This is a genomic window from Bradyrhizobium diazoefficiens USDA 110, assembly GCF_000011365.1.
GTDB lineage: Bacteria > Pseudomonadota > Alphaproteobacteria > Rhizobiales > Xanthobacteraceae > Bradyrhizobium > Bradyrhizobium diazoefficiens.
Genome location: NC_004463.1, coordinates 3,469,879 through 3,494,517 on the forward strand (window position 1 = coordinate 3,469,879; position 24,639 = coordinate 3,494,517).

The 24,639-nt window shown below is 64.9% G+C and carries 22 protein-coding genes and 1 pseudogene; 4 read left to right on the top strand and 19 right to left on the bottom strand.

The genetic code is table 11. From position 1 onward, the window contains the following. Position 1: 1 nt before the first annotated feature. The 13 genes from BJA_RS15575 to BJA_RS42270 all read right to left on the bottom strand — a co-directional run bounded on the left by BJA_RS15575 (position 2) and on the right by BJA_RS42270 (position 15,957). On the bottom strand, positions 2–2,332 hold the full coding sequence (locus BJA_RS15575) for a PAS domain-containing sensor histidine kinase (protein WP_011085924.1): 2,331 nt from the start codon (positions 2,330–2,332) through the stop codon (positions 2–4). Positions 2,333–2,559: 227 nt separating this feature from the next. Next, on the bottom strand, positions 2,560–3,933 hold the full coding sequence (locus BJA_RS15580; protein ID WP_011085925.1) for a cation-efflux pump: 1,374 nt from the start codon (positions 3,931–3,933) through the stop codon (positions 2,560–2,562). 171 nt (positions 3,934–4,104) lie between these two features. Continuing rightward, complete coding sequence (locus BJA_RS15585) at positions 4,105–5,073, bottom strand: zinc-binding dehydrogenase (RefSeq protein WP_011085926.1); 969 nt, start codon at positions 5,071–5,073, stop codon at positions 4,105–4,107. A gap of 238 nt (positions 5,074–5,311) precedes the next feature. Next, positions 5,312–6,307, bottom strand: coding sequence for an NAD(P)H-dependent flavin oxidoreductase (locus tag BJA_RS15590; protein WP_011085927.1), 996 nt, complete (start codon positions 6,305–6,307; stop codon positions 5,312–5,314). A gap of 1,076 nt (positions 6,308–7,383) precedes the next feature. Next, complete coding sequence (locus BJA_RS15595) at positions 7,384–8,031, bottom strand: hypothetical protein (protein ID WP_011085928.1); 648 nt, start codon at positions 8,029–8,031, stop codon at positions 7,384–7,386. Between the two features lie 58 nt (positions 8,032–8,089). After that, positions 8,090–8,293: a hypothetical protein gene (locus BJA_RS15600; RefSeq protein WP_018647766.1), complete on the bottom strand. Its 204-nt coding sequence runs from the start codon at positions 8,291–8,293 to the stop codon at positions 8,090–8,092. A 178-nt stretch (positions 8,294–8,471) separates the two neighbouring features. Next, a complete protein-coding gene (locus tag BJA_RS15605) occupies positions 8,472–9,878 on the bottom strand; it encodes a hypothetical protein (protein ID WP_063921436.1) in 1,407 nt (468 codons plus the stop codon). 298 nt (positions 9,879–10,176) lie between these two features. Further along, positions 10,177–10,962: a fumarylacetoacetate hydrolase family protein gene (locus BJA_RS15610; RefSeq protein WP_038965702.1), complete on the bottom strand. Its 786-nt coding sequence runs from the start codon at positions 10,960–10,962 to the stop codon at positions 10,177–10,179. After that, the gene (locus BJA_RS15615; protein ID WP_011085931.1) at positions 10,962–11,981 is read right to left on the bottom strand and encodes a 2-dehydropantoate 2-reductase; all 1,020 of its coding nucleotides are present in this window, start codon (positions 11,979–11,981) and stop codon (positions 10,962–10,964) included. The genes BJA_RS15610 and BJA_RS15615 overlap by 1 nt, the downstream gene beginning before the upstream one ends. 101 nt (positions 11,982–12,082) lie before the next feature. Continuing rightward, complete coding sequence (locus BJA_RS15620) at positions 12,083–12,511, bottom strand: CBS domain-containing protein (RefSeq protein WP_011085932.1); 429 nt, start codon at positions 12,509–12,511, stop codon at positions 12,083–12,085. Between the two features lie 201 nt (positions 12,512–12,712). Further along, complete coding sequence (gene oxlT, locus BJA_RS15625) at positions 12,713–14,035, bottom strand: oxalate/formate MFS antiporter (protein ID WP_011085933.1); 1,323 nt, start codon at positions 14,033–14,035, stop codon at positions 12,713–12,715. A 250-nt stretch (positions 14,036–14,285) separates the two neighbouring features. Beyond that, on the bottom strand, positions 14,286–15,572 hold the full coding sequence (gene oxlT, locus BJA_RS15630; RefSeq protein WP_011085934.1) for an oxalate/formate MFS antiporter: 1,287 nt from the start codon (positions 15,570–15,572) through the stop codon (positions 14,286–14,288). 247 nt (positions 15,573–15,819) lie between these two features. After that, positions 15,820–15,957, bottom strand: coding sequence for a hypothetical protein (locus tag BJA_RS42270; RefSeq protein WP_165448147.1), 138 nt, complete (start codon positions 15,955–15,957; stop codon positions 15,820–15,822). 343 nt (positions 15,958–16,300) lie between these two features. Here BJA_RS42270 and BJA_RS15635 point away from each other — a divergent pair, with 343 nt between their 5' ends. Then, positions 16,301–17,632, top strand: coding sequence for an Hsp70 family protein (locus BJA_RS15635; protein ID WP_011085936.1), 1,332 nt, complete (start codon positions 16,301–16,303; stop codon positions 17,630–17,632). A 161-nt stretch (positions 17,633–17,793) separates the two neighbouring features. Here BJA_RS15635 and BJA_RS15640 read toward each other — a convergent pair whose 3' ends face one another. Both BJA_RS15640 and BJA_RS43055 read right to left on the bottom strand, forming a co-directional pair. After that, a complete protein-coding gene (locus BJA_RS15640; protein WP_038965703.1) occupies positions 17,794–18,237 on the bottom strand; it encodes an SRPBCC family protein in 444 nt (147 codons plus the stop codon). Positions 18,238–18,493: 256 nt separating this feature from the next. Then, positions 18,494–18,691 (bottom strand): annotated as a pseudogene (locus BJA_RS43055) (hypothetical protein). 366 nt (positions 18,692–19,057) lie between these two features. On the opposite strand from BJA_RS43055, the gene BJA_RS15645 reads away from it, so the two are divergent. From BJA_RS15645 to BJA_RS15655, 3 genes are all read left to right on the top strand, one after another. Further along, positions 19,058–19,267 carry a cold-shock protein gene (locus BJA_RS15645; protein WP_011085938.1) on the top strand — a complete coding sequence of 70 codons (210 nt, stop codon included), beginning with the start codon at positions 19,058–19,060 and terminating at the stop codon, positions 19,265–19,267. A 98-nt stretch (positions 19,268–19,365) separates the two neighbouring features. Beyond that, complete coding sequence (locus tag BJA_RS15650; RefSeq protein ID WP_027546334.1) at positions 19,366–19,608, top strand: hypothetical protein; 243 nt, start codon at positions 19,366–19,368, stop codon at positions 19,606–19,608. 157 nt (positions 19,609–19,765) lie between these two features. Next, entirely contained in the window at positions 19,766–19,990 is a 225-nt protein-coding gene (locus BJA_RS15655; RefSeq protein WP_011085939.1) for a hypothetical protein, read from the top strand. A 42-nt stretch (positions 19,991–20,032) separates the two neighbouring features. On the opposite strand, the gene BJA_RS15660 is transcribed toward BJA_RS15655, so the two are convergent. The 4 genes from BJA_RS15660 to BJA_RS15675 all read right to left on the bottom strand — a co-directional run bounded on the left by BJA_RS15660 (position 20,033) and on the right by BJA_RS15675 (position 24,408). Continuing rightward, the gene (locus tag BJA_RS15660) at positions 20,033–20,215 is read right to left on the bottom strand and encodes a hypothetical protein (protein ID WP_028172216.1); all 183 of its coding nucleotides are present in this window, start codon (positions 20,213–20,215) and stop codon (positions 20,033–20,035) included. 360 nt (positions 20,216–20,575) lie between these two features. Beyond that, a complete protein-coding gene (gene frc / locus BJA_RS15665; RefSeq protein ID WP_011085940.1) occupies positions 20,576–21,853 on the bottom strand; it encodes a formyl-CoA transferase in 1,278 nt (425 codons plus the stop codon). 65 nt (positions 21,854–21,918) lie between these two features. Then, entirely contained in the window at positions 21,919–23,652 is a 1,734-nt protein-coding gene (oxc, locus tag BJA_RS15670; protein ID WP_011085941.1) for an oxalyl-CoA decarboxylase, read from the bottom strand. 60 nt (positions 23,653–23,712) lie between these two features. Beyond that, positions 23,713–24,408: a GntR family transcriptional regulator gene (locus BJA_RS15675; RefSeq protein WP_161537124.1), complete on the bottom strand. Its 696-nt coding sequence runs from the start codon at positions 24,406–24,408 to the stop codon at positions 23,713–23,715. Positions 24,409–24,639 lie beyond the last annotated feature (231 nt).

The window sequence follows — 24,639 nt, forward strand, 5'->3', positions numbered from 1 at the left end:
TTCAGGCCGCGGCCGATATCCCGGACGCCGCCTTGACGGCGTCGCGCGGCAGCGTCACGCGGACGACGGTGCCGACATCGATCTTCGAGCGCAGCCGCATCGAGCCGCCGTGGAGCTGCGCCAGCGAGCGGGCGATGGCGAGGCCCAGCCCCGAGCCGTGATAGGTTTTCGTGAGCTGGCTCTCGACCTGCTCGAACGGGCGTCCGAGCCGCGCCAGGGAGTGCGGGGCGATCCCGATGCCGGTGTCGGCGATCATCAGCACGATCCTGTCGTCGAGCTGCCGGCTGCGCACGACGATGCGTCCGCCGTCGGGCGTGAACTTCACCGCGTTCGAGAGCAGGTTGACGATGATCTGCTTGGTGGCGCGGCGGTCGGCGACGACGGAGATCGATTTCTCGATATCGGCATCGAGCGTCAGGTGCTTGTCCTGCGCGCGGCCGGAGACGACGCGCAGGGATTCCGCGAGCGTCCGCGCGAGGTCGAGCTCCTCCATGTCGAGCTTCATGCGGCCGGCCTCGATTTTGGACATGTCGAGGATGTCGTTGATGACTTCGAGAAGGTAGTGGCCGCTGGTCAGGATGTCCTGGCAATATTCCTGGTACTTCTCGCTGCCGAGCTCGCCGAACAGGCCCGAGCCCATGATCTCGGAGAAGCCGATGATGGCGTTGAGCGGCGTGCGCAGCTCGTGGCTCATATTGGCGAGGAATTTCGACTTGGTCTGGTTGGCTTCCTCGGCGCGGGTCTTCTCGCGCTGGTATTTTTCCGCGAGATCGGCAAGCTCGTTGGTCTGGCGTTCGAGCGCGGCCTGCGAGCGCTTGAGGTCGATGACGGTGGCGCGCAGGCGCAGATCGTTGTCGACCAGCTTCTGCTCGTGCTCCTTGATGCGGGTGATGTCGGTGCCGACCGAGACGTAGCCGCCGTCCTTGGTGCGGCGCTCGCTGATGTGCAGCCAGCTGCCGTCGTCGAGCTGCGCCTCGAAGGTGCGCGCGCCCGGGCCTTGGGCAGCCGTCTCGTTGTGGCGGGTGCGCACCTCCGGCATGCGGCCGACTTCGAGCACGGTTTCGTAGGAGGTGCCGGGAATGACGGCGCTGTCGGGCAGCTTGTGCAGGCGCTGGAAGTGCGAGTTGCAGAGCACGAGGCGGTCGCTCGCGTCCCACAGCACGAAGGCCTCCGGAATGGTCTCGATGGCGTCGCGTAGACGCAAATCGGCTTCCACCGTGCGCTCGGCGAGGCTCTTCTGCTCGGTGATGTCGACGGCGATTCCGATCAGGTGAACGCTGGAGTCGGTCGCACCGCTCGTCTTTTCGCAGCGGACACGGAGCCAGATCCAGTGACCGTCGACATGCTGCATGCGGAAGGTCTGGTCGATGTGGTCGATCTTCTCGGAGATGAGCTGGTCGGCGATCTCGAACAGGTCGATGTCGTCGGACTTCACCAGCGCGTTGACCTCGCCGAAGGTCAGGAGCTCGTTGCGGCCGTCGAGGCCCAGCATCGAGAACATCGACTGCGACCAGAAGATCCGGCCGCGCGACAGGTCCCAGTCCCAGAGGCCGCAGCGGCCGCGGTTGAGCGCGGTGTCGATGCGGCCGCGCACCGCGTCGTTGATGAGATCGCCCTCGCGGGCGCGGGTCGACTGCCAGTGGAAGGCGAAACCGAGGATCAGGACGACGAAGCCGGTGGTGGCCGACAGCGTCACCGAGAGCGCGGCGTCCGAGCCCCAGATCGGCTCGTTGCGCTCCTGGATCACGGTGACGAAGCCGGGCAGCGACTTGATCTGCCGCGAGATCGCCATCGCGGCGTTGCCGTTCGGCAGCGTCATGTCGGAGATGTTGCCGTCGCGCGGCGGCGCCGCGAGCAACTGCGCCGTCGTGATTGAATCGAGCAGGCGGTCGTTGCCCGAGGGATCGCTGTCGACGGGAATGCGGGCGAGGATGCGGCGGTCGACGCCGGCCGAGGTGACGATGACATGGCGGCCCGTGGCCGTGCCCCAGGACGGGATCAGGTCGGGCAGCAGCGCCGGCAGGCTTTCGATGTTCTTCAGCCGTTCCTGCCGCGAGGAGGTGAGGCGGTCGATGCGCTCGGCGAGCAAATCGGCGAGTGCCGAGATGTCATGGCGGATCACCAGCCGCTTCTGGCGCGTCTGGTCGACGACCTGCACGAACGCGCCGAGGCAGATCGTGATCAGGAACGCGATGATGAGCGTCGGCACGGCGCGACGCAGCGCCGGCTCCGCGATCAGCAGCCGGTGATAGGCAGGTTTCGCGATCGATTGCGCCAATCCTTTGATCGAATCGGATTGGACGCACGCGTTCGCGGCGTCTGCACGCGACATGCCTTCGGCCCCCTGGAAAACTTGCTTGCAACTTGAGTTCGGAAGCAGCCCCACATCGCTTCCGAATCACACCGATTTGAATCCAGTTTTGCCGGGCTGTCGAGAGTCAACGAATCGTTAACGCGAATTTATTCTTATCCAATGAGCAGTTTGCGCGTCGCGTGCCCGCAAACTCACGTGCGTGACGAGTCCGAAACGAGAACGTGTGACTCCTCGCACATTCTGCGTCACGTGCGCGGCGGCTCGGCGTGGCTGATCACGCGCTTCACGCTCGGGAACGCGCGGCGCAACGCGCGCTCGATCGCGTCGACATGCTCGTGCACCTTGATCACGCTCATCGACGGCGTGGCGCGGCAATGAAAGTTGACGATCTCGCCGGCATCGGTGTTGCGGACGCGCACATTGTGGATGTCGTGGATCTCGCCCTCGCCGGCGAATTCGGCCAACGCGGCGGCGATGGTCTGCACCCGTTCCGGCGCGGCATCGACGCCGAACGGCAGTTCCGGTTCCAGAGGCTCGATATGGACGTCGACCTCGACGTCGGCGCCGAACTCCTCCTGGATGTTCCGCTCCAGCGTGTTGGCGACGTCGTGGGCGGCGTCGAGCCGCATGCCGGCGTCGACCTCGAGGTCGATGCTGACGATCAGCTTGGCGCCGAGGTCATGCACCGTGACGTGGTGGACGGCGAGGCTCGAATTGCGGGCGATCACCATGATGCGGTCGCGTACGGTCTCGTTGTCGCGGGCGACGGGGACCGGGGTGAAGGTGAGGTCGGCATCGCCGAATGCCTTGTCGACGGCGGCCTGCACCTTGCGCTTGATCTCCTCGACGCGGTCGATCGGATAGGTCCGCGGCACCTTTGCGATGGTGTCGATGAAGGTGGTCGCGCCGACCATGCGCACGCGCAGCCGCTCGACGCCGATCACGCCGGGCACGCTGCGGATCGCGGCCGTGGCCTTCTCCTGCGCGCCCTCCGGCGCGCGGTCGACCAGCGTCTGCACGGTCGAGCCGGCCATGCGCAGGCCGAGCGCCGCGATCATCACCGCGACCGCCGCGGCCGCCGCCGCGTCGCCCCACCAGAAGCCGAGAGCGGCGAGGATCAGGCCCACGATCACGGCGAAGGAGCCCATGACGTCGGAGGCGAAGTGCAGCGCGTCGGCGGCGAGCGCCTGGCTGCGCGTCTCCCGCGCGGCGCGGTGCAGGGCGCGGGCGCGCCACAGGTTGACGACGATGTCGATCACCAGCACCACGAACGGTATGGCCGAAATGGTCGGCGGCGGGGTTCCCTCGCGCAGCCGGCTGTAGGCCTCGACCAGGATGCCGCCGGCGAGCACGTAGAGCAGGGCGGTGACGCCGAGCGCGGAGATGCTCTCCAGCTTGCCGTGGCCGTAGTGATGCTCGTCGTCGGCCGGCTTGTCGGACACCCGCACCACCGCCCAGGTGATGATGGTCGCGACCAGGTCGACCGAGGAGTGCAGGGCTTCCGAGATCAGCGCGAGCGAGCCGATCGCCACGCCGACCACGAACTTCGCCGCCGCCATGCTGCCGCTGGCGAAGATCGAGATGGCCGCGACCGAGGTCTTGTTGTGCTGGGAGGTCATGGCGGGGGATTTAGCAGCCCGGCGCGGGACATCAAGCGATGATCCACAGGAGTAGTCGCTAGTGAGTTGCAGGAGCGGTCACGATGTCATTCCGGGGCGCCCGAAGGGCGAACCCGGAATCTCGAGATTCCGGGTTCGGCTCTTCGAGCCGCCCCGGAATGACGGCCACCCTCACACCGTCACGACAATCTTCCCCAGATGCTTGTTGGCCTCCATGTGCTCGAACGCCTTGTCGATGTCGGCGAAGGCAAACACCCTGTCGATCGGCAGCTGCAGCTTCCGCGATTCCACCGCGCCCCAGATGTCCTTGCGGACCTCCTCGAAGATCTCGCGGACCTCCTCGATGGTGCGGGTGCGGAAGGTGACGCCGACATAGTCGATCCGGCGTGCGGCGTGCAGGTCGAAGTTGAAATCGGCGTGGGTACCGCCGAGCCGGCCGACATTGACGATACGGCCCTTGATCCTGGTGGCGGCGAGGTTCTGGTTGGCGACCTTGCCGGAGACCTGGTCGACGATCAGATCGACGCCTTCGCCGTTCGTCGCCTTCAGCACCTCCTCGACCCATTTGGGATCGGAGGAGTCGACGGCGAGGTCGGCGCCGTACTCCGTCAGCCGGCCGCGCCGATAGGCGTCGGTCGACGAGCCGATCACCAGCCTGGCGCCCTTGAGCTTGGCGATCTGCATCGCCATCAGGCCGACGCCGGAGCTGGCGCCCTGGATCAGCACGCTCTGGCCCGCCTGCACGCCGCCGACGGTGACGACCGCGTTGTGCATGGTCGCGAGCGCGACGGGAAGGGTGGCGGCCTCCTCGAAATTCATATTCGAGGGCGCGCGGAACAGCCGGCCGTGATCGGCCAGCGTGTACTCGGCAAACGCCGCGCCGCCCGAGCCCATGATGCGGTCTCCGACCTTCACGCCCTTGGCATCCGGTCCGAGCTCGGCGACCTCGCCGGCCCATTCCATGCCGAGCACGGTGCCGACCCCGCCGGCCGCGCCATGGGCGTGGCCCTTGCGCATGCCGGTGTCGGCACGGTTCAAGCCGCAGGCACGGACGCGGACGAGCACCTGTGTGCCCTTAGGTTTTGGTTGAGCGACGTCGGAAATCCTAGCGCCCTCAGGGCCGTAGACGTAAGCCTTCATGCATTACCTCGGAGCTCAATTAAGTTTGTAGGTGAAGAGCGGAGCCGTTCTTCGCCTCTCCCCGCTTGCGGGGAGAGGCCGACGCGCGGAACGCGCGGCGGGTGAGGGGGGGTCCCCGCGAGTCCAATTGTCACCGTCAGCGCGGAGACTCCCCCTCACCCCAACCCTCTCCCCGCAAGCGGGGCGAGGGAGCATACCTTCGGCGTGGCGGGCGTCGTGTTCAAATCACTTCAGCGAATTATTCCGCCGCTTCGCGTTGCGGCTGAACGATCATTCCCTCCAGCCGGCTTCTGATGATGGCTTGCGCTTCGGACACGATGCGGGAGACGAGCTCGGCGCAGCTCGGGATGTCGTGGATCAAGCCCTGGACCTGGCCGGCCGACCAGATGCCTTCGTCGGAGTTGCCGGTGGCATAGACCATCTTGCCGCGGGCGCCGGCGACGAGCTCGCGGATGTCCTCGAACTTGGCGCCTTCCTTCTCCATGGCGACGACCTTGGTCGAGACCGCGTTCCTGGCGACGCGGGAGGTGTTGCGCATGGTGCGGAAGATCAGCTCGGTCTCGCGCTCGTCATTGGCGACGATCTTCTCCTTGATGGACTGGTGGATCGGGCTCTCCTTGGTGGCCATGAAGCGGGTGCCCATGTTGATGCCCTCGGCGCCGAGCGCCAGCGCCGCGACGAGGCCGCGCGCATCGGCGAAGCCGCCGGAGGCGATCATCGGGATCTTGACCTTGTTGGCGGCGGCCGGGATCAGGATCAGGCCGGGCGTGTCGTCCTCGCCGGGATGGCCGGCGCATTCGAACCCGTCGATCGAGATGGCGTCGACGCCCATGCGCTCGGCCGAGAGCGCGTGGCGGACGCTGGTGCATTTGTGCACGACCTTGACGCCGTGCTTCCTGAACTCGTCGACATGCTCCTGCGGCTTGTTGCCGGCGGTCTCGACCACCGTGATGCCGCTCTCGATGATGGCGGCGCGGTATTCGGCGTAGGGTGGCGGCTTGATCGCGGGCAGGATGGTGAGGTTGACGCCGAACGGCTTGTCGGTGAGGTCGCGGCAGCGCGCGATCTCCTTGGTCAGATCCTCAGGCGTCGGCTGGGTCAGCGCCGTGATGAAGCCAAGCGCGCCGGCATTCGCAACGGCGGCGACCAGCTCGGCGCGCCCGACCCATTGCATGCCGCCCTGGACGATCGGGTGCTCGACGCCGACGAGCTTGGTGAACCGTGTCTGCAACATGATGCGTTTCCCCCGCCTGCGCGGCAGGCCCTGTTATCGATTGATGGCGGCAGGATGCCGCCCAGGTCGGCAAAAGTCTATTGCGCCGGCGTGCGGTGAGGGCGGGGCGATCATGCGGGAGGCGGGGGGATTCCGTGGGACGGATAATTGGGGGGCTGCAGTATTCGTCCCGTCATGACCGTCATAAAATTAAGCTCGCGGCCGCAACTCGCTCCCATACCGCAAGGCACACCTTCGCCTTCTCGCGGCATGGTCCGCCCGAGCTCTGCTTCATCGCATTGCCCTCATCGGAACAAGGGCGCAGGGAAGGCCGGGCGCGGCTGGCACCCGCAAGTCCGTGCGCTACAAAAGATGCACACGGGGTGGACCACAGGTCTCGCCGGACGCCCGGCCTTCCCTGCGCGATGGGTTACGGCTTACTTCGTGCTCTCCCCGGGGAGCGATGCACTATTGCCCCCGTCGCCTTGCGGATGGCTGATGCACGCGGTCCGGTCGGGCCGCGCATATCACCACAAGACTTGACGCACAGACCCCGGGCGTCAGGACCACACGACTTCGCCGTCCGCGCACGTCCTCGCTGGGACTTCGAGAGCTGGCGTGTGCTCGCGCCCGAAGCCATGCGAAGACGCTGCCGGCGCCGTGTCGTTCGTGCGAGCGCTCCTTGCTCACGGTTTCCCGCCCTGCAATGCTGCCCGCGCCCGACGCCGTCGCGTCCATCGCTGCCCGGCCCGCGGTTCGTGACGATCGCGATCCGCCCCTTGTCTCGGGCCAGGGTGTTTCGTGTGTACGATAAATCCGAATTTCGGTAAAGTGGAATATATCTGCGGCGGCGGATTGACAGGCGAGGCGGGAGATTTGTGCGGGGTGTCTTGCCCGACGGGCGAGGTGCCGCTCCACCCTACGCTGTCATGCCCCGGCTTGACCGGGGCATCCAGTACGCCGCGGCGTCTTCGTGTTACCGCGCCGCCTCTGGAATACTGGATTGCCCGCCTTCGCGGGCAATGACAGCGAGGGGGTGATAACGGGACCCGAATGTTCGCGAGATGTCGTCGCCCGCAAGGGCTTTGAGGCTTCGGCTACTCCGCCGACAGCCGCACCATCTGGCGGCCGCGGTTCATTTCCTTGAGGCTGTTGACGAAGTTCTCCGGGCGCTGCCAGCGATAGGGGACCTTCAAGCCCATGAACTCGGCGATGTCGCCGATAAAGCCGGTGCAGTTGGTGGTCTCGGCGTTCCAGACCGGCGAGCTCGACTGCAATTTCTTGATGTAGGCGAACACGCGCTTGGCGTCGGCTTCGTTCAGATAGACGCGATAGCTCGCGGTCAGATATTCCGGATCGAGATCGCCGTAGCTCGCGCCGGTCTCCGACGGCACCCAGGTGAGGTGACCGAGCACGTAAGCAAGGGTGTCGCCGGCGGGCGTCAGGCCCGCGACCTCGACGGCGCGCTCGCTGGTCTTGCCGTACCAGACGAAGGCGTGGCCCCAGCTCGCCGCCGTCCGGGCGCGGAAGTCGACGTAGTAGGGGCCTTTCTCCGCACGCGCGACGGGCCGCCGCGACTGCGGCGCCGGTCGCGATGCGGTGTCGGTCGTCGCAAGCGCATTGGCGTCGGCCATGCGCTTGTTCGCTTCGTGGGCCGAGGCCGAGGGCGTCGTGCACGCGATCATCGCCGCGAGCGCGAACCCCGCAAGGATGCAGGATCCCGATCGATCAGGTTTGTTCGTCACGCTGTGCCCCCTCGACTGTCGGCCGCTTACGCAGATGCTGCGCGTATGTCGCCGTGCGTCAGTAGCGCGCCGCGACCGGGCCGGGCGCCTTGCCGATCGGGGCCTTGCCAACCGGGCTCTTGCCAATCGGCATCTTGCCGATCGGCGCCTGCTCCGCCGGATAGACAGGCACGGGCTGCCGGCGCGGCAAATCGGCAGCGTTCGCAGCCGTCACCAGAGCAAGCGTCGCACCCAGAACAAATACAATCTTCTTCACAGTCATACCCCTGAAGGTTTGGTCCAAACACGGCAGTGCCGTGCCCCCAGACACGCCTCACAGAAGGGCGGCCGAATGCGTCCAAGTTGCGGCGCGCGCGGGACATGTTGGCGGCATATGTCGGGCGCGCGGAGATGTGATGTGTCTGGATGTTTCGGCAGCGTCCACGGCCGCGAGCGTTTCCTCACCCGATCCGGTTCAGGCTGTTCCTGATCGTCGAGAAGATGCCGCCGATGTCCTTGCGCAAGGCATCGAGCGCATTGAAATTGTCGAAAATGCGGGCGAGGCGGTCTTCGACGTCGCGCTTGCTTTTCGCCAGCGCGTCAACGCGCGAGGCGAGGGGCACGCCGCCGTTCGCCTCGATCTCGCCGACGGTTTTGGCGAGGAGGTCGCGGGTGGTTCCGACTTCCGCGATCAGCGCCTCGATGCCGAACACCGGAGCCTTCAGCGGCACGAGGTCGGCCTGCGATTTCGACAAGTCCGTCTTGAAGGCGTTCAACGTCGCCAGCGTCTCCTGCAACGCGCCGAGGCGTTGGCGCGACTGGAGGACGAAATCGTTCAGCGCGTTCTGGCGGTCGGCGAGGGTCTTGCCGTCGGGATCGGTCTCGATCTCCGCAAGCGAGCGTTCGAGCTGGGCCTGGCGCTGGCCGAGCTCCTCGAAGTCGAGGCGGATCGTCTTGAGGATGTTGAAGCTGTCGTCGATGCGGGCGAGGCGCTGCTCGATCTCGATCCTGTTCTTCGACAGCGTCTCGACGCGGGTGCCGAGCGGCGCTTCGCCGCCGGTCTCGAGCTCGTCGATGCTCTTGGCGAGGCGGTCGTGGCTGAGGCCGAGCTCGCTGATCAGCGCGTTGATACCGGCGTCCGTCGATCGCAGCGGCATGAGCTCGGCGTGGGATTTCGCCAGATCTTCCTTGTACTGGTTCAGGGTCGCAAACGTGTCCTGGACCGTGTTCACCCGCGCGAGCAGCGCCGAGATGTCGTGCGCGATGTCCTTGAGCCGGTCGGCGAGGTTGTTCTTGCGGTCGTCGGTCTCGAGGTCGTGGAGCGACCGTTCGAGCTGATTTTGGCGGTCGCGGATCTCGGTGAAAATCGGCTCGACCGCGCGGCGCTGCTCGGCGACCTTGCCGACCATCTCGCGCAGGCCTTGCTGGCGGCGGCGGATCTCGGCGAGCTGGTCGTGCATGTCGGTGGATTCGTTGCGGCCCTGCTGGAGCAGGGCGCGCTGCTCGGTCTCGCCAAGCTTGTCGTGGAGGGCGGAGACGGCCTCCCTCGGGTCGCTCTCGATCAGGTGCTGGACGGTGGCGTCGAGGTGGTTTTGCAGGGCGTGCGCGACGACGACGTCTTCGCGGGTCTTCTTCAGGCGGTCGCGCAGCTTGCCCAGTCGCCGATCCTGGCGCGAGAGCCGAAAGGCGGTTGCGCCGATCAGCGCCAGCGCCACGGCCAGCAGCGCGCCGGTCGCGATGCGCTGCGGCATGGGAAGGCCCGCAAACAAGGCGGGCAGGTGGGTGACGTCGTAACCGAACGCCTGCTGGGCGAAGATCGCGATGGCAGCGAGCAGGACGAACCAGGCAACCAGGAAAAACAGCCACATCGTGACTTCCTCACGCCGGCACACATTTTTGCCATGATTGCTATTGGAGAGCGGAACCGAGATCAAGGGGCGCGCGGGCGAGCGGTATGTATCCGGCCGCGCGATCCACGACTGATTGCATCAGCCGACCGGTGGAGAGCAGCATGAGGTGCCGAGTTTCCCCGAGGGGGCTGCGGCCCTTCGCTGTCATTCCGGGGCGCGACGAAGTCGCGAGCCCGGAATCCGTCGGGCGGCAGAGACTGCGGATAAATGGATTCCGGGCTCGGCGCCTTGCGCCGCCCCGGAATGACGACGGGAGCTACAACCGAAACTCGTTGGTGAGCTCGCCGATCTCGTCGATCGCGACGGTGACCGTATTCACCGGCTCCTTCATCACGCCGACGCCGACCGAGGTGCCGACCGCGATGAGGTCGCCGGGCAGCAGGGTCATGTCGTGGGAGATCCTGCTCACCAGCTCCTGCGCGCTGAAGATCATGTCCGAGATCGGGTAGTTCTGCCGCTCCGCGCCGTTGAGGATGGTGCGGACCACGAGCTTGGCCGGATCGAGGCCGGTCGCGATGACGGGGCCGAACGGGCCGTAATCGTCGATGCCCTTGGCGCGCGCCCATTGCGGGAAGGTGGGATCGCTGGTCAGGATGTCGTTGGCGGTGATGTCGTTGACGCAGGTATAGCCGAAGATGAAGCTGTCGGCCTCGCCAGGCGAGACGCGGGCGCAGGTCCTGCCGATCACGATGCCGAGTTCGCCCTCATAGGTGGTCTTGCCGTCGTAATAAGAGGGACGGCGGATCACCGCGCCGGGGGCCGCGATGCTGGTCGTGGCCTTCAGCAGGTAGAGCGGCTCCGGCGGCTCGGGCTGGTTCAGCTTGGCCGCGAGCGCGTGAAAGTTGTTCCAGAGCGCGACGATCTTGCTGGGCGCGCAGGGTGCGAGCAGCTCGACCTCCGACAGCGCCAGCGTCCTGCCGGTAGCTGCATGGCGGCCGAACATCTCGCCCTCGTGCACGCTGATGCCGGATGAGGTCAGCGTGCCGAAACCGGTCGCTCCATTATTCCGGAAGCGCAGCCATTTCCTGATCTCGCCGGTCATCACGCCACCGCCAGCGCGCGGGGATCGGTGGGCGCGGAGACACCGTCATAGAGACCGGCGATGCGGGCGCGCTGGGTCACCATCGCCAGCACCGAGTCCAGTGCGGGCGTGGAAATGCCGGTGAGGCGGCCCATCTCCTGCACCACGGTGACGAGCGGGTCGATCTCCATCGGGCGGCCGCGCTCGAGGTCCTGGAGCATCGAGGTCTTGTGCGCGCCGACCTTGCGGGCGCCCTCGATGCGGCGCTCGACATCGACGCGGAATTTGACGCCGAACGTCTCGGCGATGCCTTGGGTCTCCACCATGATCGCGCGCGACAGCGCGCGCGTGGCCGGATCGGTGCAGATCACGTCGAGCGTTGCGTGCGTGAGCGCGCTGATCGGGTTGAAGCAGACATTGCCCCAGAGCTTGAGCCAGATCTCGTCGCGGATGCGGTCGAGCACCGGGGCCTTCAGGCCGGCCGCGACGAACAGATCGGCGAGGCGCTGCACGTCGCCAGTGATCTCGCCGGAGGGCTCGCCGAGCGGGAAATTGTTGCCGTAGACGTGGCGGATCACGCCGGGCGCCTCGATCTCGGTGGCGGGATAGACGATGCAGCCGATGGCGCGCTCGGCGCCGATCTCGCGCCATTGCCGCCCGCCGGGGTCGATGCTCTCCAGCGTCGAATTCTCGTATTTGCCGCCGTGCTTGTAGAAGTACCAATAGGGGATGCCGTTGACCGCGGTGACGATGCGGGTGTGCGGGCCCAAGAGCGGCTGCATCTTCTCGATCACGCCGGTGATCGAATGCGCCTTGAGCGTGATGATGATGTAGTCCTGCACGCCGAGCTCGGCGGGATCGTCGGTGCAGCGCGGATGCACGGTGTGCGTCTCGTCGCCCGCGAGAAGCGTCAGGCCGCGCTCGCGCATCGCGGCGAGATGCGCACCGCGTGCGACCAGGCTGACGTCGGCGCCGGCGCGCGCCAGCTGAACCCCGAGATATCCGCCGATTGCGCCGGCGCCGTAGATGCAGATCTTCATGAAATCCTCGCGGGTGACCGGAATTTTGGGACGAAGGATCCGGTCCGGCGCGGAGGGATCCGAGCCGGGGCCGGTAGTCGCAGGGGAAGGGTCGTGGCGCTTTAAGCTGCTGCTTGCGGCGTGCCGTTGATCGCCTCGTCAACGGCAGCGGCGATGTCGCGCATGCTGATGACGGAGATGAGGCTGTAATCGTCGATCACGGGCAGGTGGCGGATGTGATGACGGTTCATCAGATGCCGCACGTGCTCGATCGTATCGATCGAGGTGCAGGAGACGAGCTGCTGCACCGACACGAGCTGCGAGACCTTGACGTTGATGGCATTGGCGCCGTGCTCGGCGACGGCGCGCACTACGTCGCGCTCGGTGAACATGCCGACCGCGGTGTTGCCCTCGGAGCGGACCACGTCCTTCACCACGAGGGCGCTGATGTTGTTGGCGCGCATCAGCTTGGCGGCGATACCCACCGTTTCGTTCATTCGCACCGTGACAACGCGCGGCGTCTTCTTGCGCAGAATGTCTCCGACCAGCATTGCAACCTCCCTAGGTGAATGACGAGGTAAGTGTGGTATACATAATGCCAATCGTCAAGCGCTGGATTTGGCGGATCCGAAAAATCTTGCGACAGCATTATTGACGTTTGCGGTGCCTCCGGCCTCGGCCAAAAAAACTTGGCCAAAAAGAAAGGGGCGCATTCTGCGCCCCTTTTTCAACCGTGCAAAGTGTGCGGCTTGTCACGCCGTCTCGGTCTTGGCGCCGCCGGTCGCGGTGGCGGCGCTCTCGGCTTCCTTGCCCAGGATGAAGGAGCGGCGCAGCGGCTTGATCACGAACAGCGCCGTCAGCGCCGCCGTCGCGTTCAAGGCGACAGCGACCACGAACACGGCCTTCCAGCCGTACGTTGCCGAGATCACGCTTGCGAGCGGAACGAGCAGGGAGGCGGTGCCCTTCGCGGTGTAGAGCATGCCGTTGTTGGTGGTCGCGAACTTCGAGCCGAAAGTGTCGCCGCAGGTCGCGGGGAACAGCGAGTAGATCTCGCCGAACACGCCGAAGTAAATGGCGGTCGCGAGCACGAACACGATCGGAACGTGGCCGTAGGCTGACAGCGTCAGCAGCATCACCGCGGCGGTGCCGAAGGCGATGAACATGGTGTGCTCGCGGCCGATCGTGTCGGAGACCCAGCCGAAGAACGGACGTCCGAACCCGTCGAAGATGCGGTCGAGCGAGATCGCGAAGGTCAGCGCCGCCATCTGGAAGCCGGCGAGCGTCACCGGCGTGTCGGCGATCTTGAAGTCGTGTGCGATCGGGCCGATCTGCGCCGCGGTCATCAGGCCGCCGGAAGCGACCATGACGAAGACGAGGTACATCACCCAGAAAATAGGGGTGCGCAGCACTTGCGGCGGGGTGAAGTCGATCTTGGTCTGCGGCAGGTTGAGCTGCTTCTTCTTCGGCGGGATCGAGATCCGCGGCGGCTGGATGAAGAAGGCGAGCACGAAGACGATGAGGCCCTGGCCGATGCCGAAGGTGAAGAACGCGCTCTGATAGCCGCTTGCGGCGATCATGGTCGCGATCGGCACGATGGTGAGCGCGGCGCCCGCGCCGAAGCCGGCGGCCGTCGCGCCGGCGGCGAGGCCGCGGCGGTCGGGAAACCATTTCAGCGCGTTGCCGACGCAGGTGCCGTAGACGGCGCCCGCGCCCATGCCGCCGACGATCGCGGCCGCATAGAGCAGGGTGAGCGAGTCGGCGTAGGAGTTGAGCACCCAGGACAGCGCGATCATCACGCCGCCGAACATGATGACGATGCGGGGGCCGTACTTGTCGACGAACCAGGCCTCGACCGGCACCAGCCAGGTTTCGGTGACGACGAAGATGGTGAAAGCGAGCTGGATCGCGGCGCGTCCCCAATGGTGGGCCGCATCGATCGGATCGACGAACAGCGTCCAGCCATATTGCAGGTTGGCGATCATCGCCATGCAGACGATGCCCATGGCAAGCTGGAACCAACGGAAACCTGTGCGAAGAGGCGCGGCCGTGACGGCGCCGTCCGTGCTGGAAATCATCAAGAACCTCCCAACGCGCTTGTCTGGTCGACACCGGTTGCCAAGATGACCTGATGTCGCAAATATTGTGGCTTATCGTCGCAAGCGCGGCCCAAAGCTTGGTATACCATATCCCAGAATGCAAGCCCAATCTTGGCTTGCCCGTTACAAAATCGGCAGTTCCGTTCGGACACGGGTTCCGAATCCTCAAAACGAAAACGCCCGGCCATGAGGCCGGGCGTCCCGTCGGAATGAAGTGTGGTGAAGCGCGTCAGACCGTGGACTTCGCTACCACGACCTTGCGCCAGGGCTTGAGCACCGCGATCGCCAGCGCCGAAGCCATGATGTTGGCGCCGGCTGCGATGATGAACACGCTGTCCCAGGTCCCCGACGACTGCTGCATGTAATTGGCGATCGGAACCAGCAGCGCGGCTGTGCCCTTTGCGGTGTAGAGCAGGCCCGCATTGGTGGTCGCGAACTTGGCGCCGAACGTGTCGGTGCAGGTCGAGGGGAACAGCGAGTAGATCTCACCCCAGGCGAAGAACACGAAGCCCGAGAGCAGCACGAACCAGATGGGATCGTGGCCCCAGAGGTAGAGCATCCAGATGCCAACACCTTCCATGCCGAAGGCGATGAACATCGTGTTCTCGCGGCCGATCATGTCGGAGATCCAGCCGAAGAACGGACGCGTCAGGCCGTTGAGCACGCGGTCGATCGTGGCTGCGAAGGTCACCGCGGTCATCGTCACCGCCATCAGCGTCACCGGAACGCTGTCGACCTTCCAGTCAACCGCGATGGGCTTCAAATTGGCCGTCACCATCAGGCCGCCGGCGCCGACGATCACGAACATGAAGTACATCAGCCAGAAGATCGGCTGACGCAGCACCTCAGTCGGCTGGTAGTTGCGACGCGTCTGCACCAGCGCGGCGTTCGCCACGACGACCGGCACCTGGCCAGGCTTCGGCGCCAGCAGGAAGAAGGCGAGGATGCAGATGATGAGGCCTTGCCCGAGGCCGAAATACAGGAAGGTGGTCTGGAAGCCACTGTCCTTGATCATGGCCTGGATCGGCGCGACGGTCAGCGCGGAGCCCGCACCGAAGCCGGCCGCCGTGATGCCCGCGGCAAGACCGCGCTTGTCCGGGAACCACTTCAGCGCGTTGCCGACGCAGGTGCCATAGACGCCGCCCGCGCCGATGCCCGCGATGATCATGCCGAGATAGTAGCCGTTGAGCGTGGTGGCCTGTGCGTTGATCGCCCAGCCCATGGCGCAGAGCACGCCGCCGACCAGCACGACGATGCGCGGACCGTATTTGTCGACGAACCAGCCTTCGACCGGCACCAGCCAGGTCTCGAACAGGACGAAGAGGGTAAAGGCCCATTGGATCGACGCGCGATCCCAGCCGAACTTTTTCTGGATGTCGGGGACGAAGAACGTCCAGCCATATTGATAGTTGGCGATCATCACCATCGCCGCTACACCGATCGCCAATTGCGCCCAGCGATACGTGTCGCTAACGCGCGCGGTTGTAGGGGCCGTTGCCTGCACCATGTCCGTCATAAAGCCTCCCGTGGCGCCTCTAATTTTTCTGCGAGCGCTGGAGAGGCATTCTTGTATTCATTATGCCAAGGTTCAAGCGCTGGTCCGGTCACCGTGCGCAAATGCCGCAGGACCCTTCTCCGGCCGCGGCAGTGACTCAGGACAGCACAAGTAGAAATGGCCCCGTCCTGCGGGGCCATTCATCAAAAGTAGCATGTCGACACCTGTGAAACCGGCGTGCGGCTCCCGCGGCGCAGGAAGCGCGCGCTTACAGGCCGAAACGCGGCAGGTCGCCGTTGTGATTCGAGATCTCGGCGCTGGCCATCAGGAAGCGGTCGACCGCGGCCATGAAACGCGCGAACAGGGTGGAGGAGGGGGCGAGAGCGACGGAAGCGGTCTTGGACATCGGAATTCCTTTCTTGAGACGGTCAGTAGCGCTGTCTCATTTCGAAAGGCAATCTATGTATACCAGATGCCAATGTCCATGCATGCCATTGCATAGCAGCATGCATCATCCCGCATTGCAGCATAATGCTCCGTTAAAGGGGCCGTACCGGGCCTAAAATTGCTGGAAGGGCGGTCGAAACGAGCTGCCGGCTCCGAAATGCCCAGTTTGCCGCCGCAACTGGCTTAAACGGTCGCCCTACGGGCACGAATTCCGGCGGGGGCAAGCCGCGGGCCGGGTCTTGGCACGGCAAGTCAAAGCCGCTAGTGGTCTGCCCCCTTCCAATCATCTGTCAGAGTGGTTCATGTCGAGCGCCTCGCCCGCCGTCTCGATCGGCATCGATTTTGGGACCAGCAATACGGTCATTGCCCTCGCGGCGGACGACCGCCGGGTCGAGGCCATCCGCTTCGATCACGGCGGACAGCGCCACAGCGTCTATGTGTCGGCCCTGTGCTTCTGGGAGGACCGGCCGGGAGCCGGCGCCCAGGCCGAGGGCGGCCCGTGGGCGATCGAGCAGTTTCTCGAAGGACGCCACGTCTACCGCTTCCTCCAGTCGTTCAAGACCTTCGCCGCGAGCAGCAGCTTCAACACCACCCAGGTGTTCCGGCAGCGCTACAAGTTCGAGGATATTCTGGCGGCGTTCCTGCGCACGCTGGCGCGCCATGGCGGCGACCGGTTCGGCTTCGAGACGTCAACGATCACGGTCGGCCGTCCCGTGCGCTTCGCCGGCGGCAATCCCGACGAGGCGCTGGCGATGCAGCGCTACCGGGCCGCGTTCGAGCGCCTGGGCGCCGGCCACGCGCGCTATGTCTACGAGCCCGTGGGCGCCGCGTTCTCCTTCGCCCGCCGCCTGGAGCGCGATGCCACCGTATTGGTCGCGGATTTCGGCGGCGGTACCAGCGACTTCTCCGTGATGCGCTTCTCGCGCAAAGGCGGCGCCTTGCGCGCCGAGCCGCTCGGTCATGCCGGCATCGGCATTGCGGGCGACACGTTCGATTACCGCATCGTCGATCACGTCGTCTCGCCGCGGCTGGGCAAAGGCTCCAGCTTCCGCTCGTTCGACAAGGTGCTCCCGGTCCCCAGCGGTCACTACACCAACCTCGCGCGCTGGCATCAGCTCGCGATGATGAAGAGCAACGGCGATCTGCGCGAGCTCCGCGAGCTTGCGCGTAGCGCGCTGAAGCCGGAGCTGCTCGAGGATTTCATCACCATCGTCGATCTCGACCTCGGCTTTTCGCTGTACCGCGCGGTGTCGAACGCCAAGGTCGCGCTGTCGGCGCAGGATCAGGTGGACTTCCGCTTTAAGGGCGGCGGGGTCGACATTGGCTCGACCATCACCCGGAAGAACTTTGAATCCTGGATTGCCGACGATATCGCCAGGCTGGGGGCGACCGTCGACAAGGTGCTGGGCGAAGCCCGCATCACCGCGCGCGAGGTGGAGAAGGTGTTTCTGACCGGCGGCACATCGTTCGTCCCCGCCGTCCGAAAGCTGTTCGCCGACCGGTTCGGCAACGAGCGGCTGATGTCGGGCGACCAGTTCGAGTCGATCGCCTACGGCCTCGCGCTGATCGGACACAGTCCAGATCCCCATCGCTGGACCGCAGACGGTGGGCTGGCGCCGAAGGCGGGCGGGTAGGGCACCCTCTCGGCCTTCATGGTTCGAGACGCGCCGTGAGGCGGCGCTCCTCACCATGAGGGACTAAGACTTCGCCGCGAAGCACGACCTCATCCTGAGGAGCCCGCCAAAGCGGGCGTCTCGAAGGATCGGCCGCAAGGAAGCTCCCCACCCAGTCATTGCTATTGCTTGATGTCGGGCTCGACGAGCTTCGCGAGATTCCGTAGCGATTCCTGCCAGCCGAGATAACAGGCTTCCGGCGGGATGAGGTCCGGGATGCCGGCCTGCGTGATGTCCACCTCGGTGCCGACCGAGACTTTCTTCAGCAGCACGGTCACCTGAATTTCGCCGGGCAGATTGGGGTCGTCGAACTTGTCAGTGTAGCGGAGACGTTCGCCGGGGACGAGCTCGAGATACTCGCCACCGAAGGCGTGGCTGTTGCCCGTTGTGAAGTTCCGGAACGACATCTTGAACGTGCCCCCGACCTTCGGCTCGAAATGATGCACGGTGCAGGTGAAGCCGTTCGGCGGAAGCCATTTTGCCAGCGCATCGGCCTCGAGGAAGGCGCGATAGACTTTCTCGGGGCTGGTCGTGAGAACGCGGTGCAGGCGGACCGTGCTGGGCATGTTCATTCATCCTCTTGCATTGGCGGGCGCGACATCAACGTCTGTTGCCCGTTCATGATACGAGGACGAGCAAGACGTCGTTGACCCGACAGGACATCCCGGGCTGGCCGTATGTTCCACACTGCGGCGATATCCTGCGGCGTTGCCGCAATTCTGCCTACGCATATGCACTGACGTTCCGGCAGGATTCGACCGGGCGGCTTTTCATAGCGGCGAATTGACCAGCTCTATCCCGCGAAACCCCGATATCGCTGCGTTACGTCGGCGCCCTCAGGCCCGGAGAGCTGAGCCACGCGTCGATCTGGATGGCCGTCTCGTCCTGCCGCACCCTTCGCAGCAGCATCTAGCGGCGCCGGCCGGGAGGGAGTAAGCGGGCCTCGTCGCGCAGACGGCCGACCTCATTGACGAGCCGCTGTTTCAGAGTTTGACTTTGTTTGAAGCGACGCCGTTCCATGACAATGCTCCCCTTGTTCGGATGGGGGCGGGAGCGCAACTGGCGTTCTCATCACCGGTAGAAGCCACGGGCCGGGCGGTGATGAGGAAGCATACCCACAAATCCGTGGCGTGTATGTCTACTAAGACACGTTGTTCGCCGGGAAGTGTCGCGAGCTTCAACCGTTCCGCCGGCGCGGGCGCGCAATTAAATCCGGCCCAAGCCTTGTAACTGACCGTGATGGGGTATAGCCTATCGCCATTCGTTCAGCCGCTGTGCCTTGTTGAATGCGCCCGCGGGCTCCTTTTTCCAGAGACATCGACGAATTGAATCGATTCTGCGTGAGCGTCACGCGGGTTACGCGCATGCGCGCTTTGGAGAAGAACAATGCCGACAGGTACAGTGAAGTGGTTTAACGGCCAGAAGGGCTTTGGATTCATTCAGCCCGACGACGGCGGCAACGACGTGTTCGTTCACGTCAGCGCGGTCGAGCGGGCTGGTCTTTCGGGTCTCGCCGAGGGCCAGAAGGTCAACTTCGAGGCCAAGACCGACAAGATGCGGGGCAAGGTCAGCGCTGAGAATCTCTCGCTGGCCTAAGCTCTCCAGTGCCGTTTCACGGATGTACTGAAACGGCCATGCGACCCGCTCGATCCCTGGATTGAGCGGGTTTTGTCCGTTGCCAACTAGGGTGGAAGATGAGCGCCAGGAAATCGGCAGAACCTTCGCCCGCAGGCATCGCGCGTTCCAACCGCCAACGCCTGGCGGCTGAAGAGGGCGCGCGCGCGATGGCGGATGCCGAACGGCAGTCCGCCGAACTCCGCAAGAACATGGCGCGGCTACGCGAGTTGCGGGAGGCCAAGGAAGCGGCCGACGCGGATATTCGCGCGTCGTTGCCGGCGCCTGTGCCGAAGAAGCGCGCGCGGAAATCGCCGCGCTAGAGCGTTTTCGAGCGAAGTGGATACCGGTTCGCGGCAGGAAAACGCGTCAAGACAAGAATCTAGAGCCCCGTTCCGATTCCATCGGAACGGGAAAGGCTCTAGTCGGGCTCGATAGCGCCGACGATCATTTCCGAGGGGGCCGGTCACATGCCAAAGAGTGCGGATCGTGCCTAGGATCAAGCCGGATGGCGGCGGCACAATCACCTTTTTCCTCGCGCTTGGCGCGGGTCGTCAGATGTGCCGGCTTGCCACCACGTTTCAGACGCAGAAACAGGCCTTCAGCTATCTTCAGAAGTACCGGACCGAGTTCGAGCGTATCGCGCGGATACGGCTGGCGTCCGGCGAACTTGAAGACGGGATCGTCGTGCTCTCGATGCTATAGGCCAAGCGCGCGCCGAACGTGACGCGCCCCTTCAGCCGCTCCCTATTCGGAGCGGTCACTCGGCTTGGTCTCGCGGGCCAATCGCTCCGCCTTCAGACGCTCACGGTTCTCGTTGAGGGCGTGCTGGTCCTTCGCATAGTCGCTCATCGGCTTGTGCGTGTTGGCGGGCTTGAACGCCTTGTTGGCTTCACGCTTGGCGCGATCAGAGGATTGATGTCTCAACATATCGACCTCGTTTGATCAACGGGCGTGGTCCCGGCAAGTGCTGGACGCGACGCCTCCCGCTCGCAAGCTGAGATGGGTCGACTTGTCACCCTCGGGACGAGGAGGACAATTCTTCAGCGTTGGGCAGGTATTCTGCGAGGCGCCTGGTCACTCGCTGTGGAGGCGGCTCGCTCGCATTTCCGGGAGCGCGCCGGCAAAAGAATAACGGCCGGCCACCGCATTTGTTCCCCCGGACCCATCCTCAATTCGGTGTCGGCTGGTTCATCGCAGCAGGCGTGCCGATTGCGGGATGCAGTCCCTCTCGCCACCAACAAAAAGGCCGCCGAAATCGGCGGCCTTTCGTGTCTCTGGTCGAACCGCTTACTCGGCGGCCTGCTTCTGCGGCGGGGCGAGCGCGCCGGACTTGTGGATGTCGGCGACCTGGTGATCCGAGAAGCCGAGCACGGAGCGCAGGATCTCGTCGGTGTGCTCGCCGAGCAGCGGGGAGCGCTGCACGTCGCTCGGGGAATCCGACAGCTTGATCGGGTTGCCGACCGAGATGTACTTGCCGCGGGTCGGGTGGTCGACCTCGACCACGGTGCCGGTCGCGCGCAGCGACTGGTCCTCGGCGATCTCCTTCATCGACAGGATCGGGCCGCAGGGGATGTCGTCCTTGTTGAGGATCTCCATCGCCTCGAACTTGGTCTTGGTCATCGTCCACTGCTCGATGCGGGCGAAGATCTCGTTCAGCCGCGGCAGGCGGGCCGCCGGCTTGGCGTAGTTCGGGTCGGTTTTCCAGGTCGGCTCGCCGATCACGTCGCAGATCTTCTCCCAGACCGGCGCCTGGGTGATGAAGTAGATGTAGGCGTTGGGATCGGTCTCCCAGCCCTTGCACTTCAGGATGCGGCCGGGCTGGCCGCCGCCCGAGTCGTTGCCAGCGCGCGGCACGGCATCGCCGAACGGAATGCCTTCGCCGAACTGGCTGTATTCCCTAAGCGGGCCGTGGGCGAGGCGCTGCTGGTCGCGCAGTTTGACGCGGGCGAGGTTGAGCACGCCGTCCTGCATCGCAGCGGTGACGCGCTGGCCCTTGCCCGAATGCGTGCGCTGATAGAGCGCGGTGACGATGCCGAGCGCCAGATGCAGGCCGGTGCCGGAATCGCCGATCTGCGCGCCGGTCACGAGCGGCAGGCCGTCGCGGAAGCCGGTGGTGGAGGCGGCGCCGCCGGTGCACTGCGCGACGTTCTCATAGACCTTGCAGTCCTCGTACGGTCCGGGGCCAAAGCCCTTGATCGAGGCGACGATCATCTTCGGGTTGATCTGCTGGATCTTCTCCCAGGGGAAGCCCATGCGGTCGAGCACGCCGGGGCCGAAGTTTTCGACCAGCACGTCGCACTTCTTGATCAGCTCGGTGAGGACTTCCTTGCCCTTGGGGTTCTTGGTGTCGAGCGTGATCGAACGCTTATTGTGGTTCAGCATGGTGAAATACAGGCTGTCCACGTTCGGGATGTCCTGCAACTGGCCGCGGGTGATGTCACCCACGCCCGGGCGTTCAACCTTGATCACGTCGGCGCCGAACCAGGCGAGCAGCTGCGTGCAGGTCGGTCCGGACTGGACGTGGGTGAAGTCGAGAATGCGAACGCCCGTGAGCGCTTTGGTCATCGTATTGCTCCGTATACTCTGTCTGCCCCTGCACCCGCAGGGAGTAATGGGTTGAAGGGGAGGACTTACTTCTTCTTCTGCAGGACGCTCTGCGGATTGAGATTGCCGATGCGGCCGCTCTCCGAGCCTGCGGCCGGATCGATCACCGCGTTGATGAGCGTCGGCTTGCGTGAAGCCATCGCCTCGTTGACGGCGCGCTTGAGCTCGTCGGGCGAGGTGGCATTCACGCCGACGCCGCCGAAGGCTTCCATCATCTTGTCGTAGCGCGCGCCCTTGACGAACACGGTCGTCGCGGGATCCGCGTTGACGCTGTTGACGTCGGTGCCGCGATAGATGCCGTCATTGTTGAAGATGACGACGCAGATCGGGAGGTTGTAGCGGCAGATGGTCTCGACCTCCATGCCGGAGAAGCCGAATGCGCTGTCGCCTTCCACCGCGAGCACGGGGTGGCCGGTCTCCAGCGCGGCCGCAATCGCCTGGCCCATGCCGATGCCCATCACGCCCCAGGTGCCGACGTCGAGACGCTTGCGCGGCTTGTACATGTCGATGACGCCGCGGGCGAGGTCGAGCGTGTTGGCGCCTTCGTTGACGAGGATCGCCTCGGGATGATCCTTGATGACGTTCTTCAGCACGCCGAGCGCGCCGTGATAGTCCATCGGCGACTTGTTGTTCATGAGCTTCGGCGCCATCTTGGCGACGTTCTCTTCGCGCTTGGACACGATCGCCTTGGTCCAGTCGGCGGGCGGGGTGGTCCAGCCCGAAGCCATCGCCTGATTGAAGGCGGAGACGACCGAGCCGATGTCGCCGACAACGGGCGCGACGATCTCGACGTTGGAGTCCATTTCCCGCGGCTCGATATCGACCTGGATGAACCTCTTGGGCGCTTCGCCCCAGCTCTTGCCCTTGCCGTGCGAGAGCAGCCAGTTCAGCCGCGCGCCGATCAGCATGACGACGTCGGATTCCTTCAGTACCGTCGAGCGAGCCGCGCCGGCGCACTGCGGATGCGTGTCGGGAAGGAGGCCCTTGGCCATGCTCATCGGCAGGAACGGCACGCCGCTCTTCTCGACGAAGCTCTTGATCTCCTCATCGGCCTGCGCGTAGGCCGCGCCCTTGCCGAGGATGATGAGCGGACGCTTTGCGCTCTTGAGCACGTCGAGCGCGCGCTTGACCGACGCGGGCGAGGGGATCTGCGCGGGTGCTGCGTCGATCACCTTGACCAGCGACTTCTGGCCGGCCTCGGCGTTCATCACCTGGCCGAACAGCTTTGCCGGCAGGTCGAGATAGACGCCGCCCGGACGGCCCGAGACCGCGGCGCGGATGGCGCGGGCGAAGCCGATGCCGATGTCCTGGGCGTGCAGCACACGATAGGCCGCCTTGCACAGCGGCTTCGCAATCGCGAGCTGGTCCATTTCCTCGTAGTCGCCCTGCTGGAGGTCGACGATCTCGCGCTCCGAGGAGCCCGAGACCAGGATCATCGGGTAGCAGTTGGTGGTCGCGTGCGCGAGCGCGGTGAGACCGTTGAGGAAGCCGGGCGCGGAGACCGTGAGGCAGACGCCGGGCTTCTTGGTGAGGTAGCCGGCAATGCCCGCGGCATAGCCGGCGTTCTGCTCGTGGCGGAAGGAGATCACGCGAATGCCTGCGGCCTGCGCCATGCGGCCCAAGTCCGTGATCGGGATGCCCGGCACATTATAGATGGTGTTGATGCCGTTCAGCTTGAGCGCGTCGATGACGAGATGGAAGCCATCCGTCAATTCCTGCTCGGTGCCCGGTGCCTCGGACTTGGTCGCGGTGTTCAGCATGGGCCTTGTCTCCCTGGTCTCAATACTGGGGCGAATGTTTCGCCCTTCTGGTGAACGTTGCTAGGTAAAGAGTTCCTGACCGTGCGCTTCGACGTAAGCGGCAAGGCCAAGGGTGTGGTCGCGGGCGCGCTTCTCGGCGAGCTCGGTGTCGCGCGCTTCCAGTGCTTCGATCATGCCGAGATGCTCGGGCAGCGAGGTCGCGGTGCGGTCCTTGCGTCCGATGGTCAGCTGCCGGTAGCCGCGCACGTGCAGCAGCAGGTCGTTGGTGAGATCGACCAGCACGGGGGATTCCGACAGCGAGATCAGCGCCTGGTGGAAGGCGATGTTGGCGCGCGAATATTCCTCGACGTGATCCTCGGGCAGGCGGTCCTTGCCGAAGTCCTTGAAGAAGTCGCGCAGCGCCGTGATGTCCTTCTTGCGCGCGGTGGTGGTGATGAGGCGGGCCGCCATGCTCTCCAGCGCCGCCCAGGCGCGGATCATGTCGACGATCTCGCTCTTGGTCCGGCGCACCACCATGATGCCGCGGCGCGGAACCGTCTTCACGAATCCGTCCTGCTCGAGCATCGCGATCGCTTCGCGGATCGGTGTGCGGCTGACACCCAGGCGCTCGGACAGCGCGCGCTCGTCGAGCATCACCGGCTCGGGCGTCGAGTAGATGTCCATCTTGAGGATGGCTTCCTTCAAGGCGTCATACGCCTTGTTCTTGAAGCTGCTCTCCGGGGCAATACGAACGATTGCGATATCTGCCTCGGCCATGTTCGGCAACGCCTTGGTTGGTTTCCGCAGTGACACGACGAATCTCCTCCAGTGGGAGTCGTCTTTTACAGGATTATTAACGGGAAAGTTTTTGGCATACCACATGCCAGAATGTCAAGCTGCCTATTTTTTGCGGCGTTCCAGGGGGCGCCGCAGCTTGACAAATTGGCTTCTGGCATACCAAATGCCATCGCCAGCCATTTTTGATCCAAGCGGGCGGAGTAATCTCGG

Excerpts from the sequence above, each read along its gene's own strand:
- BJA_RS15645 (WP_011085938.1), top strand. The coding sequence starts at position 19,058 with ATGCCGACAGGTACAGTGAAGTGGTTTAACGGCCAGAAGGGCTTTGGA.
- BJA_RS15620 (WP_011085932.1), bottom strand. The coding sequence starts at position 12,511 with ATGCTGGTCGGAGACATTCTGCGCAAGAAGACGCCGCGCGTTGTCACG.
- BJA_RS15590 (WP_011085927.1), bottom strand. The coding sequence starts at position 6,307 with ATGTTGCAGACACGGTTCACCAAGCTCGTCGGCGTCGAGCACCCGATC.
- BJA_RS15615 (WP_011085931.1), bottom strand. The coding sequence starts at position 11,981 with ATGAAGATCTGCATCTACGGCGCCGGCGCAATCGGCGGATATCTCGGG.
- BJA_RS15580 (WP_011085925.1), bottom strand. The coding sequence starts at position 3,933 with ATGACCTCCCAGCACAACAAGACCTCGGTCGCGGCCATCTCGATCTTC.
- BJA_RS15575 (WP_011085924.1), bottom strand. The coding sequence starts at position 2,332 with ATGTCGCGTGCAGACGCCGCGAACGCGTGCGTCCAATCCGATTCGATC.
- BJA_RS42270 (WP_165448147.1), bottom strand. The coding sequence starts at position 15,957 with ATGTCCAAGACCGCTTCCGTCGCTCTCGCCCCCTCCTCCACCCTGTTC.
- BJA_RS15600 (WP_018647766.1), bottom strand. The coding sequence starts at position 8,293 with ATGACTGTGAAGAAGATTGTATTTGTTCTGGGTGCGACGCTTGCTCTG.
- BJA_RS15610 (WP_038965702.1), bottom strand. The coding sequence starts at position 10,962 with ATGACCGGCGAGATCAGGAAATGGCTGCGCTTCCGGAATAATGGAGCG.
- BJA_RS15640 (WP_038965703.1), bottom strand. The coding sequence starts at position 18,237 with ATGCCCAGCACGGTCCGCCTGCACCGCGTTCTCACGACCAGCCCCGAG.
- BJA_RS15605 (WP_063921436.1), bottom strand. The coding sequence starts at position 9,878 with ATGTGGCTGTTTTTCCTGGTTGCCTGGTTCGTCCTGCTCGCTGCCATC.
- oxlT (WP_011085933.1), bottom strand. The coding sequence starts at position 14,035 with ATGATTTCCAGCACGGACGGCGCCGTCACGGCCGCGCCTCTTCGCACA.
- BJA_RS15635 (WP_011085936.1), top strand. The coding sequence starts at position 16,301 with ATGTCGAGCGCCTCGCCCGCCGTCTCGATCGGCATCGATTTTGGGACC.
- BJA_RS15585 (WP_011085926.1), bottom strand. The coding sequence starts at position 5,073 with ATGAAGGCTTACGTCTACGGCCCTGAGGGCGCTAGGATTTCCGACGTC.
- oxc (WP_011085941.1), bottom strand. The coding sequence starts at position 23,652 with ATGCTGAACACCGCGACCAAGTCCGAGGCACCGGGCACCGAGCAGGAA.
- BJA_RS15660 (WP_028172216.1), bottom strand. The coding sequence starts at position 20,215 with ATGTTGAGACATCAATCCTCTGATCGCGCCAAGCGTGAAGCCAACAAG.
- frc (WP_011085940.1), bottom strand. The coding sequence starts at position 21,853 with ATGACCAAAGCGCTCACGGGCGTTCGCATTCTCGACTTCACCCACGTC.
- BJA_RS15650 (WP_027546334.1), top strand. The coding sequence starts at position 19,366 with ATGAGCGCCAGGAAATCGGCAGAACCTTCGCCCGCAGGCATCGCGCGT.
- oxlT (WP_011085934.1), bottom strand. The coding sequence starts at position 15,572 with ATGACGGACATGGTGCAGGCAACGGCCCCTACAACCGCGCGCGTTAGC.
- BJA_RS15675 (WP_161537124.1), bottom strand. The coding sequence starts at position 24,408 with ATGGCCGAGGCAGATATCGCAATCGTTCGTATTGCCCCGGAGAGCAGC.